The sequence below is a fragment of the Psychrobacter sp. ANT206 genome (genome assembly GCF_056880555.1).
Genome location: NZ_CP096271.1, coordinates 2,333,642 through 2,350,389 on the forward strand (window position 1 = coordinate 2,333,642; position 16,748 = coordinate 2,350,389).

14 protein-coding genes are annotated in these 16,748 nt (G+C 44.4%); 9 read left to right on the forward strand and 5 right to left on the reverse strand.

The genetic code is table 11. The features are described from left to right. Positions 1-228: 228 nt before the first annotated feature. The 4 genes from M0221_RS09670 to M0221_RS09685 all read left to right on the forward strand — a co-directional run bounded on the left by M0221_RS09670 (position 229) and on the right by M0221_RS09685 (position 3,883). Entirely contained in the window at positions 229-504 is a 276-nt protein-coding gene (locus tag M0221_RS09670; RefSeq protein ID WP_440826299.1) for a Trp family transcriptional regulator, read from the forward strand. A gap of 61 nt (positions 505-565) precedes the next feature. Then, positions 566-1,984 carry an anthranilate synthase component I family protein gene (locus M0221_RS09675; protein ID WP_483283699.1) on the forward strand — a complete coding sequence of 473 codons (1,419 nt, stop codon included), beginning with the start codon at positions 566-568 and terminating at the stop codon, positions 1,982-1,984. Positions 1,985-2,016: 32 nt separating this feature from the next. Continuing rightward, complete coding sequence (locus M0221_RS09680; protein WP_483283700.1) at positions 2,017-2,664, forward strand: anthranilate synthase component II; 648 nt, start codon at positions 2,017-2,019, stop codon at positions 2,662-2,664. Between the two features lie 271 nt (positions 2,665-2,935). Further along, positions 2,936-3,883, forward strand: coding sequence for a DMT family transporter (locus M0221_RS09685; RefSeq protein WP_483283701.1), 948 nt, complete (start codon positions 2,936-2,938; stop codon positions 3,881-3,883). Positions 3,884-3,994: 111 nt separating this feature from the next. Here the strand turns inward: M0221_RS09685 and M0221_RS09690 are convergent, their stop codons facing one another. The 4 genes from M0221_RS09690 to M0221_RS09705 all read right to left on the reverse strand — a co-directional run bounded on the left by M0221_RS09690 (position 3,995) and on the right by M0221_RS09705 (position 7,464). Next, the gene (locus M0221_RS09690; RefSeq protein WP_483283702.1) at positions 3,995-4,738 is read right to left on the reverse strand and encodes an amino acid ABC transporter ATP-binding protein; all 744 of its coding nucleotides are present in this window, start codon (positions 4,736-4,738) and stop codon (positions 3,995-3,997) included. Between the two features lie 73 nt (positions 4,739-4,811). Next, positions 4,812-5,549 carry an amino acid ABC transporter permease gene (locus M0221_RS09695; RefSeq protein ID WP_483283703.1) on the reverse strand — a complete coding sequence of 246 codons (738 nt, stop codon included), beginning with the start codon at positions 5,547-5,549 and terminating at the stop codon, positions 4,812-4,814. After that, complete coding sequence (locus M0221_RS09700) at positions 5,549-6,385, reverse strand: amino acid ABC transporter substrate-binding protein (RefSeq protein WP_011514248.1); 837 nt, start codon at positions 6,383-6,385, stop codon at positions 5,549-5,551. Before M0221_RS09700 ends, M0221_RS09695 begins: the two co-directional genes overlap by 1 nt. A gap of 314 nt (positions 6,386-6,699) precedes the next feature. Further along, positions 6,700-7,464, reverse strand: a complete 765-nt coding sequence (locus M0221_RS09705) for a UTRA domain-containing protein (protein WP_483283704.1) — start codon at positions 7,462-7,464, stop codon at positions 6,700-6,702. Positions 7,465-7,733: 269 nt separating this feature from the next. Between M0221_RS09705 and hutU the strand changes: the two genes are divergently transcribed. The 5 genes from hutU (at position 7,734) to hutI (ending at position 15,068) form a co-directional block, all read left to right on the forward strand. Beyond that, positions 7,734-9,452: a urocanate hydratase gene (hutU, locus tag M0221_RS09710; protein WP_020444102.1), complete on the forward strand. Its 1,719-nt coding sequence runs from the start codon at positions 7,734-7,736 to the stop codon at positions 9,450-9,452. 46 nt (positions 9,453-9,498) lie between these two features. Continuing rightward, positions 9,499-10,881: a YjiH family protein gene (locus tag M0221_RS09715; protein WP_483283705.1), complete on the forward strand. Its 1,383-nt coding sequence runs from the start codon at positions 9,499-9,501 to the stop codon at positions 10,879-10,881. A 90-nt stretch (positions 10,882-10,971) separates the two neighbouring features. Further along, positions 10,972-12,534, forward strand: a complete 1,563-nt coding sequence (hutH, locus tag M0221_RS09720) for a histidine ammonia-lyase (RefSeq protein ID WP_483283706.1) — start codon at positions 10,972-10,974, stop codon at positions 12,532-12,534. A gap of 27 nt (positions 12,535-12,561) precedes the next feature. After that, the gene (hutG, locus tag M0221_RS09725) at positions 12,562-13,653 is read left to right on the forward strand and encodes a formimidoylglutamase (protein ID WP_483283707.1); all 1,092 of its coding nucleotides are present in this window, start codon (positions 12,562-12,564) and stop codon (positions 13,651-13,653) included. Positions 13,654-13,730: 77 nt separating this feature from the next. Next, on the forward strand, positions 13,731-15,068 hold the full coding sequence (gene hutI / locus M0221_RS09730; protein ID WP_483283708.1) for an imidazolonepropionase: 1,338 nt from the start codon (positions 13,731-13,733) through the stop codon (positions 15,066-15,068). Positions 15,069-15,212: 144 nt separating this feature from the next. Here hutI and gdhA read toward each other — a convergent pair whose 3' ends face one another. Further along, the gene (gdhA, locus tag M0221_RS09735) at positions 15,213-16,550 is read right to left on the reverse strand and encodes an NADP-specific glutamate dehydrogenase (RefSeq protein ID WP_483283709.1); all 1,338 of its coding nucleotides are present in this window, start codon (positions 16,548-16,550) and stop codon (positions 15,213-15,215) included. Positions 16,551-16,748: the final 198 nt, after the last annotated feature.

The following is a 16,748-nucleotide window of genomic DNA, read 5'->3' on the forward strand; positions in this document are numbered from 1 at the left end:
AACCTATCATTCATTGTTCTTTAGAACACCAGCAAAATTTTTAATAGTAAAGCCAGCTCATTACGATTAGCTGGCTTTTTATTTTTATGCTGAAGTTGATATTTTTGAACAGTACTTTAATCAAGCAATGCTAAAACATTCATCACTTTACTTGTTTTTTATGTACTACTGTACTAGAATACTGAAACAAGATAGCCACTTACCTTTTTTTTATTAAGATTAAATATTATGAGCACTGACCCTTATCGTAGCTTGTTGACGCATTTAGCCCATTGCAATGACAGTAATGCTATCGATGAGCTATTAACAGCGCTACTAACGACTAAAGAGCAACACGAGATTGCCAATCGTATCTGTATTTTTGATTTGCTCGAGCGTGGCATCACCCAGCGTGACATATCCGAACAGTTGGGCGTTGGTATAGCAACCGTCTCTCGCGGTGCCAAAGCCATGCAAATTCACGATGTAAGTGCACTGCTAGCCACCCACAGACAAGACAATTAACGCCAAGAATGTTAGCTGAATTTATTTTATAAGACCTATTTGAATTACTTTGGACCTCGTTATGACCTCTCCTACACTACAATATGACCAGCCTGCTACTATTGATATTCCAAGCAAGCCGCAGCGGATAAAACTGACGCAAGATATCGATTTTTTTGCGTTATTCAAACGTATTGAACGGGTTTTCGATACCTGTTATTTGCTCGAATCCTTGGGTGAAGACAGCCATATGTCACGTCACCATGCCATTGGTTTTGATCCGGTGATGACTATTGCTGCCATCGACCGCACTACCCTTGCCATTACCGATAATAAAACCGCTGAAACCAAAAATTATCAGACTGACAATCCTTATCAGCTTTTACGTACTATTACTCCGCAGCACGTCATCGCCCGTGAGCAAAGTGGCGGTCTTGTCGGCTATCTAGGCTACGACTGTGTCAATTTCTTTGAGCCAAGTCTCAATGCCAAGCCAAGCGATGATTTTGAACCTTTCAAATTTGGTGTCTATCTAGATGGCTTGACGCTTGATAAAATGACTGGTGAGATATTCTATTTTTATTACCCAACCGCTCAGCAAGACAATCGCATCGAGCAAATCAAAGCCTTACTTGATGTACCTATCCCAAGCTATAAACCGCCCACCGTAGAGTTTTTAGGTGATGGTATGAGTCAAGAAGAGCATGCTAAAGTCGTTATGCAAGTCAAAGAGGACATCATCTCTGGGCGTATTTTTCAATGTGAAGTCGGCTTTAAATCCAAATATCGTATTGCGGGCGATAAGATGCCAATTTATGAAAAGCTACGGGCAGTCAATCCATCACCGCATATGTATTTTATGAAATTTGCTCAGCAATGTATCATCGGTGCCTCACCTGAATTGCTATTTCGCTTGCGTCAGGGAGAGATGGAAACCTATCCACTCGCAGGTACGGCTAAGCGTGGCGTTGATGTTGCTGAAGACCGCAAACTTGCGCGTGCCCTACTGAATGATGCCAAAGAGATTGCCGAGCACAATATGCTAGTCGATCTGCATCGCAATGATATCGGACGCGTCGCACAATTTGGTACGGTAAAAGTGCGTAATTTGATGGATATCAAACGCTTCTCACACGTACAGCATATCTCCTCTGAAATCGTCGGTATTCTGCATCCCGATGAGGATATGTTTAGCGCACTTGCCAGCAACTTCCCTGCGGGCACCTTGTCAGGCGCACCAAAAGTTGAAGCGATAAAAGTGATTAATGAGCTTGAACCAGATGGTCGTGGTGCTTATGGCGGCGCATTAGGGTCCTTTAACTTTAACGGCGATTGTATTTTTGCCATTCCTATTCGCAGCTTATTTATCAATGGTGAATCGGCCTATGCACAGACTTGTGGCGGCAATGTGTACGACTCCAATCCTGCTGATGAATATCTAGAAATCCAGCGTAAGCTTTCTGCTATGAAAGTGGTACTAGACAGCTTTATGAACCCATAACCACATATAATTTATCAAAGAGTTGGCTACCCATGAATGTTTTAATTATCGATAATTACGACTCATTTACCTTTAACCTTTATCAATATATCGGTGAGATCTTGCAGACGATGGACAATGATAAACAAGCAAATGTCATCGTCAAGCGTAATAATGAAATAACCTTAGCAGACGTACAAGCGATGAGTCTTGACCGTATTATTATCTCACCCGGTCCAGGGTCACCTGATGATCCTGCCTATTTTGGCATTTGTGCCGAAGTGATTGAAGTGATGGGCAAAACGACGCCACTACTGGGCGTTTGCTTAGGCATGCAGGGCATTGCTCATGTATTTGGCGGTGACGTGATACGCGCCAGTGTGCCGATGCATGGTAAAGTTTCAGCCATTCGTCATGATAGTGCGGGCATTTATAATGATTTGCCACAGGAGTTAGAAATCATGCGCTATCATTCATTGATGGTACAAGCAGATACGCTACCGGATTGTTTGACTGTCACAGCTGTCGTCGCTAATGATGAACATAACGATTTAGAGTTGACTGAATCGGCGCTGGCTGGTGATGAGATAATGGGTGTGCAGCACAAAGACTATCCGATTCAAGGCGTGCAGTTTCACCCAGAGTCATTTGCGACCGAAGGTGCCAAGCGTTTATTGACGAATTTTTTACTTCAGGTGTAAATCACGATGCTTAAGCTGGTTTGGAGGATATGACGCTAAAGAGTAATAAGCTGAAGTGAAGCCTGCATCTAACTCAAATAAATTGCATTTTATGCCTAACTGACTTGTGTTAGTACTTAATTAACGCTTTAATGATAGACTGAAAAAACAAACAAAAGGCAGCCTTTAATCAGGTTGTCTTTTGTTATTTCAGCATATTATTAAGTAATCAGCCAGAAGGCTTGGACCGCTTATTCTTTGAACTTGGTAACAAATAAAAATAGAGAGCGATATGGCACATACCGATAGCGCAATGTCAGCACGGCAGTCATGGATAGGCACCATTCAAATCATTACAGCCGCTGTCTGCTGGGGTACTTTAGGGATATTCTCAACCTATCTCAACCAAAATGGCTTTAGTGGCTGGCAAACGACCATTTTACGTATCGTGACCGCTGCTCTTATCATCCTCGTTATGCTACCAAAACTATGGCCACAGCTAATAAAGTTGCGTCCAAAACAGTGGCTCGGACTGGCACTACAGTCGTTGATTGGTGTACTCGGCATGTCGGTTTGCTATTTTTTTGCCGTTATCTATGTCGGTGCTGGTCCTGCAGTCGCCTTGCTATATACTGCGCCCGTTTTTAGCTTATTATTTTCAGCATTCTTGCTTAATGAATCCATTACTCGGCAGTCAGCCCTACTGGCACTCATGGCAGTATTTGGTGTCGGCTTGACGATGTTAGGTGAGCAGGCGCAAGTCAACTGGGGTATTGCATTGGGTTTATTATCAGGCGTATGTTATTCCCTATATGGGGTATTGGGTAAGCGCGCTATGCATGACGCGCACCCTGCTCCTTTAGTATTTTTTACCTCTATTATCATCAGTGCTGGCATACTGCTACTACTACCTGAAACCTATAACACTTATGGACAATTACTAACCTTACCCTTATCTACTTGGGGCTATGCATTAGGATTGTCTTTGATTGGAACCGTCGTACCCTTTGCACTTTATATGAAGGCATTAGAGAAGCTCCCTGCCACCCGTGCATCAGTGTTTACTATCTTTGAGCCTCTAACCGCGATTGCTTTGGCAACGCTATTACTGCATCAATCATTATCTTGGATTCAATATGTCGGCGTCATACTCATTCTGCTAGCAGCCTTATTTAATGCTGTGCTAAATGGTACTACTACTCGCGTACCACGTTGGCTAAAAAGACGGCAAAGGATTTAGTCGATATCCTATAATCACTTTTAATAGCCTTAGGTTCCTTTCTGTTGAATCAAAAAAAAGCCCCTACTATGAATATAGTTGGGGCTTTTTATTTAGCATCTTTCAAACTTATTACTGTTCAATACGCTGTAAAAACGCTTGCGTACGCGGATGCTTGGAGTCCTCGAATAACTGCTTAGCACTGCCCTCTTCGACAATTTTACCATCTTCAATCAAAACCACATGATCAGCGACATCGCGGGCAAAATTTATTTCATGAGTAACAACAACCATCGTCCAACCTTCTGATGCCAGCTGTTTCATGGTTTCAAGCACATCTTGTACTAGCTCAGGATCAAGCGCAGACGTTGGCTCATCGAATAGCAGTAAAGACGGCTCAATTGCCAATGCACGAGCAATACCAATACGCTGCTGCTGACCGCCCGATAGCTGAAACGGATAGAGATCTGCCTTATCAGACAAACCCACTTTATCAAGTAATGCTAATGCCTGCTCACGTGCTTGCGCTTTACTTTGCCCTTGTACCACCGTAGGTCCAAGCATTAAGTTTTCGATGGCTGTCTTATGTGGGAATAAATTATAAGATTGAAACACCATACCCGACTTACGTTGCAGCTCAAGTAAGGTTTTTTTCTTAGGTTTAGTGGCAAAATCGACCGTCAGGCTGCCATCATCAAAAGCGATGATACCTTGATCTGGAATTTCAAGCGCATTCAAACACCGCAAAAACGTCGTCTTACCAGAACCTGATGGTCCTAATATGACCACCACTTTGCCCTTTTCGATGGTCAAGTCGATACCTTTAAGCACTTGATTGCTCCTAAAGGCTTTATGAATATTGGTGACTTGAATCATAAGACGTCCACTTGCAAATTAAAAAACACATGGGTTAAAGGGGCGAGAAATATATCATGGGTTGATAGCGATATTATTTGGCAACATAACGATCAAGACGCGTTTCAAGCCTACCTTGGATAAAGGTCAAAAACAAACAAATACCCCAATAGATAACGGCCGCTTCGATATAGACCAACATAAACTCATAGTTACGCGCGGTGATAATCTGCGCTTGTTTAAACAGCTCAGTCACCAATACGAGCGATGCTAGCGAAGTATCTTTTACCAGACTGATAAAGGTATTAGATAGCGGCGGTACGGAGACGCGCAGTGCCTGCGGCAATATAACATGGCGAAAGGTCTGCAAATACGTCAAGCCGACAGTCGAACCGGCTTCCCACTGTCCTTTTGGAATAGACAAAATGGATGCGCGCACCGTCTCTGACGCATAAGCACCAATATTGAGCGAAAAAGCGATGATCGCTGACGGAAAAGGATCAAGCTTGACCCCAACACTTGGTAAACCATAAAAGATAATAAACAGCTGTACCAGCATCGGCGTGCCGCGAATGGCAGACACATAGATGCGAGCAAGTCTATAGACAATCTCATGAACCCAACCAGCACGCGGCACGATACGAATAAGTGCCACGGTCAGCGCAATTGCCATACCGATCGCAAACGATATCAATGCCAGCGGTATCGAATAATAGATACCGCCTTTAAGCATCGGCCAAAAAGACGAGATAACAATCTGCGCCCGATCAGGAGTCATAAACGGCAATAATGCCAATAAATCTGCTAACACTGACGTTATAGAAGCTAGCATTATTTTTGTTGACTTATATCAGCACCAAAGAATTCTTGGCTCAGTTTGGTGAGCGTTCCATCAGCGGCCAATGCTGCCATGGCTTCGTCTAATTTTGCCAATACCGCATCATCACCTTTTATCAATACCAATCCCGAACCGGTTTGCTCACTGACAGGGGCCGTCAATTTAATCTCAAGCGCCGCATCTGGGAATTTTTTTAGATAATCCAAAATGGCAAGATTGTCATTCATGGTAAAGTCAGCGCGATCTTGTTTGACCAGCTGGATCGCTTGAGCCATACCATCAACAGGGATGACTTCAGCTTGATAACGCTCTGCAAGCTCACCATAGTTGCTGGTCAGTGATTGAGCGCTACGCAGACCTTTTAAAGCCTCCCACGAGCTATAACGGTTATCATCTTTTGGCGCTAAAACCACTGCACCCGACCAGCTATACGCTTGCGCTTTATCGTATTTTGCTAAACGCTCAGGCGTGGTCAAGCTGACTTGGTTGGCAACCATATCAAAACGCTTGGCGTCCAAACCTGCGAGCATTGCATCCCACTGGGTTTCTTGAAACTCAACTTTAACGCCAAGTTTGTCAGCAACGGCACGCGTCACTTCTACATCATAGCCGGTCAGTTTGCCGCTCTCATCATGATAAGTGAATGGAGGATAAGTGCCTTCGGTACCGACGTTGATAGTGCCGCCGTTATTGATACGCTGTAGCAAATCAGAACCGCCACTTGCAGCGGTATCAGTTGCCTTGGTTTCAGCATCATTGGTAGGTGATTGACCACAAGCGGCAAGCAATACGGTACTTGCGGCAAGGGCTAAAAGCGTGCGACGTTTCATAAGACGTCCTTATCATAGTGAGTAAATAAAAGTGACTGAGTCAAATAAAGCAAAATATGTCCTGCCAATAAAATCGTACTGAAGAACAAGCAGATATCATCATAAATATCTGCTTGGTATTATTTGACTGTGACTGCTCAATTTGAGGATACACAGCATATTTTTCAATGCTGGTTTTATTTTATTCTTGAAAATTTGAGGCGTTTTATGACAAATACTTATTCTAAATCTGCCAATTAATCACCTGCTCATGTGTATATTAACGCAATTTAGAAAGAATAAACGTACAAAAATAGTGAATATGCGTAAGGTTGTTATAGTTCACCTGAAAACTGGTACCGCTCACCTGCATGCCACATTTTGACAAAAGTCAGTACTTGACCCGCTGAGTAAGTTTGACGACAAAGTACCAATGTAGGCGACTGCGCGGTAATCTGTAGTAACGCTGCAATCTCATCGGGTGCGGCTAGTGCTCGAATAGTATAGCTACCGCGCTCCAGTGGGCTTTTTGCAATGAGATAATCACTGGTATTGACCACGCTAAAATCTTGCTCGATAAACTCTGGAACCTTTAGAGCATCTACCCAGCGCTCTTCAAACTGTATCGGCTGACCATCTGCAAAATGGATAATCTTGACCTCATATAAAACAGCGGCTTCGCTATCAATACTTTTACCTTTTTTCAATTCAAAAGTTTCAACCATTTTCTCAAGACCAAATTTACGCCGTAGCTCATCATTGAGCATAGCAGCAGTAATGCCACGCTTACTGACAACTTTTGCCTGATAATCACGATTGGCAGACTTTAAGTCTTGGGCAATATTACGCACTTCTACAAATGTATGATTAAACTGCTGCTGCGCAACAAACGTCCCCGACCCTTGACGGCGCTCCAATACTCGCTCTTCGCTCAATTCCTTTAAAGCACGGTTGACCGTCATACGAGAGACGCCAAACTCTTCTGCCAACGCCATTTCGGTAGAAATCGCATTGCCCGCTTGCCATTTACCTGAATGGATATTGTCCAATATCGCATTTTTAATGCGTTGATATGCCGGAATCGTCTTTGTCGTATCCATTTTTAACCGTTAGTTTTACCAATAAGAATAGCGTCATAGTAACACGAGATAATCATACAAACCTCAGCAAAACCATATGGCAGCTGCATGTTTGTCTAATCACTCACAAAAACAATGCAGCAATAAAGAAAAAAAACTTGCATGAAAAAATGATTCCTGATAATTTGTATATACAACTTTACGGCAGTATTAGTAAATTTAGCAAACTGACCGTACAAGACTCACTTTGATTGCCATATTGCCTCAACAGATATCATAAGGATAGGATCATGACTACTGATAATGGATTGAACAAAACCCCTGAATATACTCGCCGTGACGAGAGTCGCAATATTGCGGCGCCAACTGGCAGCACACTACACTGCAAGAGTTGGCTGACCGAAGCTCCTTATCGTATGTTACAAAATAACCTGCATCCTGATGTGGCTGAAAATCCAAAAAGCTTGGTCGTCTATGGCGGTATTGGACGCGCTGCCCGTAATTGGGAAAGCTATGATCAAATTTTAGAGTCACTCAAAGAATTAGAAGACGATGAAACCTTATTGGTGCAATCTGGCAAACCAGTTGGCGTTTTTCAAACCCATGAAAATGCGCCGCGCGTATTGATTGCCAACTCCAACCTTGTCCCGCGCTGGGCAACATGGGAGCATTTCAACGAGCTCGATCGTAAAGACTTGTTTATGTACGGTCAAATGACTGCGGGCAGCTGGATTTATATCGGCACCCAAGGCATCGTTCAAGGCACTTATGAAACCTTTGTCGAAGCTGGTCGTCAGCATTACGACGGTAGCTGGGCAGGTCGCTGGATTTTGACTGCTGGTCTTGGTGGTATGGGCGGCGCGCAGCCACTAGCGGCGACCTTTGCTGGCGCAACTTCTCTAAATATCGAATGCCAACAATCTAGTATTGATTTCCGTTTGCGTACGGGCTACGTCGATAAACAAGCTGACAATCTTGACCATGCCTATGAGCTCATTAAGCAACATACTGCAGCTGGTGAAGCCGTTTCTATCGCGTTACTTGGTAATGCAGCAGACATCTTGCCTGAGATGGTAAAGCGTGCCAATGCAGGCGAAATCAAACCTGATTTGGTTACTGATCAAACCTCCGCCCATGATTTGATTAATGGCTATCTACCAAGTGGTTGGACGGTTGAAGAATGGAAAGCCGCTCAAGAAAACCCAGAGCAACATGCTGATCTAACCAAAGCCGCTGCTCAGTCTTGTGCCGTACATGTACAGGCGATGCTAGACTTGCAGGCAATGGACATCCCAACGACTGATTATGGTAATAACATCCGTCAGGTGGCGTTTGATGAAGGCGTAAAAAATGCCTTTAATTTCCCAGGTTTTGTCCCTGCGTATATTCGTCCGCTGTTTTGCCAAGGTAAAGGTCCCTTCCGCTGGGTCGCATTATCAGGTGATCCAGAAGATATCTATAAGACCGATCAAAAAATCAAAGAGCTATTCCCTGAAAACCAACATATCCATCGCTGGTTAGACATGGCAAAAGAGCGCATTCAGTTCCAAGGATTACCTGCCCGTATCTGCTGGTTAGGTCTAGGTGAGCGTGATAAAGCAGGTCTTGCCTTCAATGAGATGGTCAAAAACGGCGAGCTAAAAGGCCCAATCGTCATCGGTCGTGACCATCTGGACACCGGTTCTGTTGCCAGTCCAAACCGTGAAACAGAAAGCATGAAAGATGGCTCAGATGCGGTATCGGATTGGGCATTATTAAACGGTATGCTGAATGTCGCAGGCGGTGCTACTTGGGTATCATTACATCATGGCGGCGGTGTTGGTATGGGCTACTCGCAGCACTCTGGCATGGTCATCGTCGCCGATGGTACTGATGCCGCTGCCAAGCGCTTGGCGCGAGTACTGGTCAACGATTGTGGCTCTGGCGTTATGCGTCATGCGGATGCTGGCTATGAGTTGGCAATCAAAACTGCTAAGGATTACGGTCTGAACCTTCCTATGATTAAGTAATTCTCCATAGACACATAGATCACATAATTTTATCAAGGAAGATAATATGACCAAGCAAGATACCCTACAACTAGGGAAAACTGAGCAAGTTGCTAACACCATGCTCGATACGACAACGCCAGAGACATTGCTGTCAAAACCCATTGCCTTACTGCAACTGATTGTCTTTAGTATGATCGGTTTGGTGATGTTTTTTGTGCCATTTACCATTGGTGAAAAAAGCACGATTTTGTTCGACCATGGCGCAACTTATCTGGTCAATCAGCAACATACTTTATCTGTACCTTTGTTATTTATGCTGATGGTATTTGGGGTAAGCAAACCGTTTATTGATGGCTCATGGCGCAAAAACATCACCCATAAAATCCTAACTGTCTTTAAAGTGCTGGGACTGGTATTAGCCGTGATGTATATCACTGGTAACGCTCCAGCCTTTATGATGGAAAAGGATATGCTGCCGTTTTTATTTGAAAAACTGGCGCTACCGGTTGGTATGATTGTGCCGCTTGGGGCTTTGATTCTGGCGTTTTTAGTGGGTTTTGGTTTGCTTGAGATGGTTGGCGTGCTGATGCAGCCGATTATGAAGCCGATTTGGAAAACGCCGGGCGCATCAGCGATTGATGCAGTTGCCTCTTTTGTGGGCAGTTATTCGATTGGGCTGTTAATTACCAATCGTGTGTATCTGCAAAAGCAGTATTCTGCGCGTGAAGCCATTATCATTGCGACCGGCTTTTCGACTGTATCAGCCGCGTTTATGGTAATTGTTGCCAAAACACTGGGATTGATGGAATTTTGGAATCTGTTTTTTTGGTCAACGCTAGTGATTACCTTTATTGTCACCGCTATCACTGCCCGTATTCCACCAATTAGTCAGTTTGATAATGAGGTTGAGCGTCCAAATTTAGACTATAAAAGAGGCACGCGTTTAAAAGCGGCATATGAGCTAGGTTTGTCCACGTCACGCCGTGCATCAGATTTTAAACAGATTCTATGGACCAACTTTCGTGATGGCTTGACAATGGCAGCCGCTATTGTGCCCTCTATTATCGCCGTTGGACTCACTGGTTTATTATTGGCCAAGTACACGCCAGTATTTGACGCTTTAGGTTTACTGCTTTACCCCTTTACTTGGTTGGGCGGTTTGCCAGAGCCGCTCGTCGCTGCCAAAGGCATGTCTGCAGGATTGGCTGAGATGTTCTTGCCCGCATTATTGCTCAGTGAAGCGGATATGTTGACCCGTTATGTCGCAGGCGTCATCTCTATTAGCAGTGTGCTGTTCTTTTCTGCCATGATTCCTTGTGTCCTAGCAACTGAGATTCCTATCTCTGTTGGGAAAATGGTCATCGTTTGGTTCCAGCGTGTAGCACTTAGTATCTTACTGGCAGCAGCTTTTGGACATTTGGCAATGTCTTTTGGTTGGATAAGTTAGGATAGATTGCACCTATTAATACAAGCACAACATCAATCCCCCACCATATTATAAATACAGCTAATAACATTTAAAACTAGGATTACCATCATGACTGCTATCAAAAAATTAACCCTACAGCCACGTCAGCTTAGCTTTGAGATACTACGCGATATCTATGAACAGCCCGTCATATTGACCTTGCCTGATAGCGCTTATGAGGCAATAGACGCCTCACACGAAGATGTACAAACGATTATCCGCCGTGATAAAAGCGCTTATGGTATCAATACCGGTTTTGGTCTGTTGGCAAAAACCCGTATCAGCGATGATCAGTTAGAACTATTACAGCGTAATCTTATCGTGTCTCACTCGGTGGGTACTGGTGAAGCATTACCAGCCAACGTGGTTCGACTGATTATGGTAATGAAGGTCACCAGTTTGGCACAAGGTGTTTCTGGCGTCCGCCGCGCCGTGGTCGACAGCTTACTGGGCTTAATTAATAACCAAATTACCCCAAATATCCCTGCCAAAGGCTCAGTTGGTGCTTCAGGAGATCTCGCACCTTTATCGCATATGACACTGGCGATGATGGGCGAAGGTCATGTTTATGTTGATGGTAAAAAAGTACTGGCCGCTGATGCGTTAGCACAGCATGGTCTTGAGCCAATCACCCTTGCGGCAAAAGAAGGTCTTGCCCTGATTAATGGCACTCAAGTATCCACCGCACTGGCACTACGTGGTTATTTCTTAGCACGTGATTTGCTTGAGACGGCAACCATCGTCGGCTCACTGTCTATCGATGCGGCTAAAGGCTCAGATGCGCCATTTGATGCGCGTATTCACGAAGTACGTGGTCATCATGGTCAAATTGAAATCGCTAAAGCGCACCGTCAGCTGATTAAAGGCAGTGCCATTCGCGCCTCACACGATGGCGAGCAAGACGACAGAGTACAAGATCCTTACTGCCTGCGTTGCCAGCCACAAGTAATGGGTGCATGTCTCGATATCATCAATCAAGCAGGCAAGACGCTATTGATTGAATCAAATGCCGTCACGGACAATCCACTGATCTTTAACAATGAAGACGGTCCAGTTGCTATTTCAGGTGGTAATTTCCATGCTGAGCCAGTCGCTTTCGCTGCTGATATTTTAGCCTTAGCGATTGCTGAGATTGGTTCTATGTCTGAGCGCCGTATCGCCTTGCTAATCGATGCTACTTTGTCAGGTGGTTTACCACCATTCTTAGTGGATAATGCTGGGGTCAACTCAGGCTTTATGATTGCTCATGTCACTGCAGCAGCGCTCGCTTCAGAGAATAAATCTATCGCCCATCCCGGTAGTGTCGACAGCATTCCAACTTCTGCCAATCAAGAAGATCATGTGTCGATGGCAACTTATTGCGCCCGTCGCTTATATGAGATGGCGCAAAATACCGCCACCATTATCGGTATTGAGCTCTTGGCTGCTGGTCAAGGTATCGATTTCCATCGTGGGTTAGAGACCTCAGAGCCTTTGACTGTGGCACATCAGAAACTACGTGAACAAGTGACTTTCTATGATAAAGATCGCTATCTAGCCCCTGATATCGAAGCGGCCAAGCAGTTAGTATTAGACGGTACGCTTGCCGAACATTGGCAGTCACTACGCAGCGACTGGTGCGAGTCTAAATAAAGGCTGATTGCAAAAAGGAATCTGGCGATGACATCTCTAACAAATAAAGCAGCAAGCACGATTACCCATACAGAAGCCGTGAGCCACACGGTAGCTGATATGAGTCGCTGGACAGGACGTGCGGAGCCGTTTGAGACAGCTCGCGCTCGCTACTGGTATCAGTTGGCTCAGCCTTATGCCTTTGATAGCACCAGTCAGCAAAACGGCCAGCGTATTGGGCTGGTCGGTTTCGCTTGTGACCAAGGTGTCAGGCGCAATCAAGGACGTGTGGGCGCAAGAGCCGCACCGCCATTGATTCGTCAGGCGTTTGCTGCACTGCCAGTCATCGCTGAGCTACAGCAGCGCTTTGACAATCAACTGCCAACCTTACTGGGTGATGCGGGTGATATTCACTGCCATGATCATGATGAATTTGCCGCAAACATGCTAGAACAAGCACAACTCAATTATGCCGATAAGGTAAGCCAGATTATCAAGCAAGGTGGCTTACCCATCGGTCTTGGCGGTGGTCATGCTATTGCTTATGGTAGCTTTTTAGGATTGTGGCAAGCTCTACAGCAGACAGACACTAATAGTGATACAGATGCGCCGCCGCGTATTGGCATTATTAACTTTGATGCTCATCTTGATCTTCGTCAGTCTGATGTCGCTACCTCTGGGACACCGTTTCGCCAAATTGCCGAGCACCTTGATGCACACGATCAGCCTTTTCACTATTGTTGTATAGGCGTCAGTCGGTTTTCCAATACGGCAGCGCTCTTTGATCGTGCTGAGCAATTGGGCGTGCATATCATCAGTGATGAAGATTGTACCAATAAAAAATGGAAGAGAATCGCAGCTCAAATTGCAGATTTTATCAAGAGCGTCGATATTATTTATTTAACCATTGATATGGATTGCTTACCATCAAGCGTTGTCCCTGGTGTTAGTGCGCCAGCCGCCTACGGTATTGAGCTCAGTTTCGTTGAGCGTGCAGTCAAACTTATCTTGTGCTCAGGTAAGGTAAAAGTAGCCGATATTGCTGAGATTAATCCTACTTTTGACGTTGATGGTCGTAGCTGCAAAGTTGCTGCTCGTCTTTTGGCGACTATTATCGAGCAGCATTTACTGAATTTATAGATAAAGGCTTATAAGTTTAACTTTAGAAATGAATTTTATATATTTACCTGATTATCAGTGTTAAGCAGGAGCTTATTATGAACAACTCTAGCGAACAGATACTTGCCGACTCTATCAATACTACCGATGCTATGGATGCCTTAACAACGTTTGACCATATTATTATCAATGCCAATCTTGCGACTTTTTCAGCGCAATATGGTTTCGATACTTATGCTGACAATAAAGACAGTATATCCGCAGCCGCAAAAAGCACGCCTTATGGTCAATTAGAAAACGCTGCTATCGGCATCAAAGACAGCAAAATTGCATGGATTGGGGCGCATACGCAAATAACACCCTCTCTCACCCATTATCAAAGTCAGCAAATCACTGACGCTGATGGTCATTGGATAACGCCTGGATTGATAGATTGCCATACTCATATCGTCTATGGCGGCAATCGTAGCAATGAGTTTGAAGCAAGACTGCATGGTGCCAACTATCAAGATATTGCTGCCCAAGGTGGCGGTATTGTCTCAACAGTTCGTTCCACTCGCGAAGCCAATATCGAAGAATTGTTTGCACAAAGTGAAAAACGCCTGCTGGCGCTTATCAAAGAAGGCGTGACCAGTATCGAGATTAAATCTGGTTATGGACTAGACTTAGAAACTGAACGCAAAATGCTGATTGTGGCGCGCAAGCTTGGCGAAAAGTACGATATTCATGTTAGCACCACTTATTTAGCTGCTCATGCCCTACCACCTGAATACAAAGATCGTGTCGATGACTATATTGAGCAAGTTTGCCAGTGGTTACCAATCTTGCATAGCGAGGGCTTGGTCGATGCAGTCGATGGCTTTTGTGAAAATATCGCCTTTAATGCTGAGCAGATTAAGCGCGTCTTTGAGGTTGCATGTTCGTTAGGTCTGCCAGTTAAATTGCATTCCGAACAGCTATCAAATATAGGCGCTAGCGCTTTAGTAGCAGAATATAAAGGGTTATCAAGCGATCATCTTGAGCACTTAGTAGAAGATGATATCAAAAAAATGGCAGCAAGCAACACCGTTGCCGTGCTATTACCAGGCGCGTTTTATACCTTACGTGATACCAAGTTGCCACCGATCGAAGAACTGCGTAAACATCAAGTACCAATGGCAATTTCGACTGACTGTAATCCAGGTACGTCACCACTTACTTCACTATTGCTAGCGATGAATATGGGCTGTACGCTATTTTATATGATCCCTGAAGAAGTATTGGCAGGGGCAACGGTTCATGCTGCTCAAGCGCTTGGCTTATCGCATAAAGGGCGTATAGAAGTTGGCTGTGATGCGGATTTGGCGCTTTGGGATATCACTCGCCCTGCTGATTTAGCCTATCAAATGGGGCTAAATCCTATTGAAGGTATTATGGCTAAAGGTGAATGGCGCTAAACCTTATAGCCTCACCATTTTCTTTTAAATCGTAAAAAGCCCCAATCAATGAATGATTGGGGCTTTTAGTTTAGGAAAGAAACTTATCACATTCGCATTTTATATTTTAATACCATCTATAAACCACTAAGGGTTAAACTGCTCTTAGTTCAAGATACCATAAGCAACTAAGGCATCGGCAACACGTTTAAAGCCGACGATATTAGCGCCAGTCATATAATCGATATAACCTTTATCAGTTTGATGGTATTTTTCTGAGGCTTCAGCAGCGCCGTCATGAATATTTTTCATAATAACTTTTAAACGCGCATCAATCTCTTCAAAAGTTTTGTACTGACGTACTGAGTTCTGTGACATTTCAAGACCAGATACTGCCACGCCTCCTGCATTTGCCGCTTTACCTGGAGCATAATGCACACGGTGCAAGCGAATATGATCAATTGCTTCTGCAGTCAATGGCATATTAGCACCTTCAACCACATACTTAATGCCGTTCTCAACCATCAGCTTAGCGTCGTCTGCATTCACTTCGTTTTGCGTGGCTGATGGGATAGCGATATCGCCTTTGATATGCCAAGGCTTTTGTCCAGCAAACCATTCACCGCCATAGACAGCTACATAATCTGCTAATGGTTGGCTTTTTGCTTTTAACCAGTTTATTTTTTCTTGATTTAGACCCGCCCCATCATACAAGGTACCTTGCGAATCAGATACGGTGACCACAACACCGCCCAGCATATGAGCTTTTTCAGCAGCATGTAGAGAGACGTTACCCGCGCCTGAAACCAGTACTCGCTTACCATCTATGCGCTCATTTTGAGCCGTTAGCATATTTTCTAAGAAGTAAACCGCGCCATAGCCCGTCGCTTCCGTACGCATCAAACTGCCACCAAATCCTACGCCTTTACCAGTCAATACACCGCCGTATTCGCGGGTCAGGTTTTTATACATGGCAAACATATAGCTGATTTCGCGTCCGCTAACGCCGATATCACCTGCCGGTACGTCCGTATCTTTATTGATATAGGGATGCAGCTCACGCATGAAAGCATAGCAAAAACGACGGATTTCGTTGTCTGACTTGCCCTTTGGATCAAAATCAGAACCACCTTTAGCGCCGCCCATTGGCAAACCGGTCAAGGCATTTTTAAAAATTTGCTCAAATCCTAAGAATTTTAAGACCGATTGATTGACGGTTGGGTGAAATCTAATACCGCCCTTATAAGGTCCTAACGCGTTACTAAATTGGACACGCCAGCCGCGATTGACCTGTACTACACCTTTATCGTTTTCCCAGTTGATACGGAAACCCATCACGCGGTCAGGCTCAACCAAGCGCTCAAAAACTTTGAAAGCATCATATTCAGGATGAGAGTCATATAGTGGCGCAATCGTGATTGCAACTTCTTTTACTGCCTGAATAAACTCAGGTTGATGGGCATAACGTGCTTCAACTTTTTCGATTGCCTGACTGATACTCATATAGGTTCCTTAGGGTAGAAATTGTAATCGTGCTGATTTACACCGGCGCACTATCGCATACCCGAAAATGATAGGATGGTGAACACAGATGTAGGATTGATGTCGCTGCTATACGCTATTTGGTATGACAACTGGTGGGATTAGAATCCAACGGTTTGGGTCGCTAAATTATGATAAAGAAGCCCAGACTATTTTTAT

What these genes read in the sequence shown, in the direction of transcription:
- M0221_RS09670 (WP_440826299.1), top strand. Translation starts at nt 229, where the DNA reads ATGAGCACTGACCCTTATCGTAGCTTGTTGACGCATTTAGCCCATTGC.
- M0221_RS09675 (WP_483283699.1), top strand. Translation starts at nt 566, where the DNA reads ATGACCTCTCCTACACTACAATATGACCAGCCTGCTACTATTGATATT.
- M0221_RS09680 (WP_483283700.1), top strand. Translation starts at nt 2,017, where the DNA reads ATGAATGTTTTAATTATCGATAATTACGACTCATTTACCTTTAACCTT.
- M0221_RS09685 (WP_483283701.1), top strand. Translation starts at nt 2,936, where the DNA reads ATGGCACATACCGATAGCGCAATGTCAGCACGGCAGTCATGGATAGGC.
- M0221_RS09690 (WP_483283702.1), bottom strand. Translation starts at nt 4,738, where the DNA reads ATGATTCAAGTCACCAATATTCATAAAGCCTTTAGGAGCAATCAAGTG.
- M0221_RS09695 (WP_483283703.1), bottom strand. Translation starts at nt 5,549, where the DNA reads ATGCTAGCTTCTATAACGTCAGTGTTAGCAGATTTATTGGCATTATTG.
- M0221_RS09700 (WP_011514248.1), bottom strand. Translation starts at nt 6,385, where the DNA reads ATGAAACGTCGCACGCTTTTAGCCCTTGCCGCAAGTACCGTATTGCTT.
- M0221_RS09705 (WP_483283704.1), bottom strand. Translation starts at nt 7,464, where the DNA reads ATGGATACGACAAAGACGATTCCGGCATATCAACGCATTAAAAATGCG.
- hutU (WP_020444102.1), top strand. Translation starts at nt 7,734, where the DNA reads ATGACTACTGATAATGGATTGAACAAAACCCCTGAATATACTCGCCGT.
- M0221_RS09715 (WP_483283705.1), top strand. Translation starts at nt 9,499, where the DNA reads ATGACCAAGCAAGATACCCTACAACTAGGGAAAACTGAGCAAGTTGCT.
- hutH (WP_483283706.1), top strand. Translation starts at nt 10,972, where the DNA reads ATGACTGCTATCAAAAAATTAACCCTACAGCCACGTCAGCTTAGCTTT.
- hutG (WP_483283707.1), top strand. Translation starts at nt 12,562, where the DNA reads ATGACATCTCTAACAAATAAAGCAGCAAGCACGATTACCCATACAGAA.
- hutI (WP_483283708.1), top strand. Translation starts at nt 13,731, where the DNA reads ATGAACAACTCTAGCGAACAGATACTTGCCGACTCTATCAATACTACC.
- gdhA (WP_483283709.1), bottom strand. Translation starts at nt 16,550, where the DNA reads ATGAGTATCAGTCAGGCAATCGAAAAAGTTGAAGCACGTTATGCCCAT.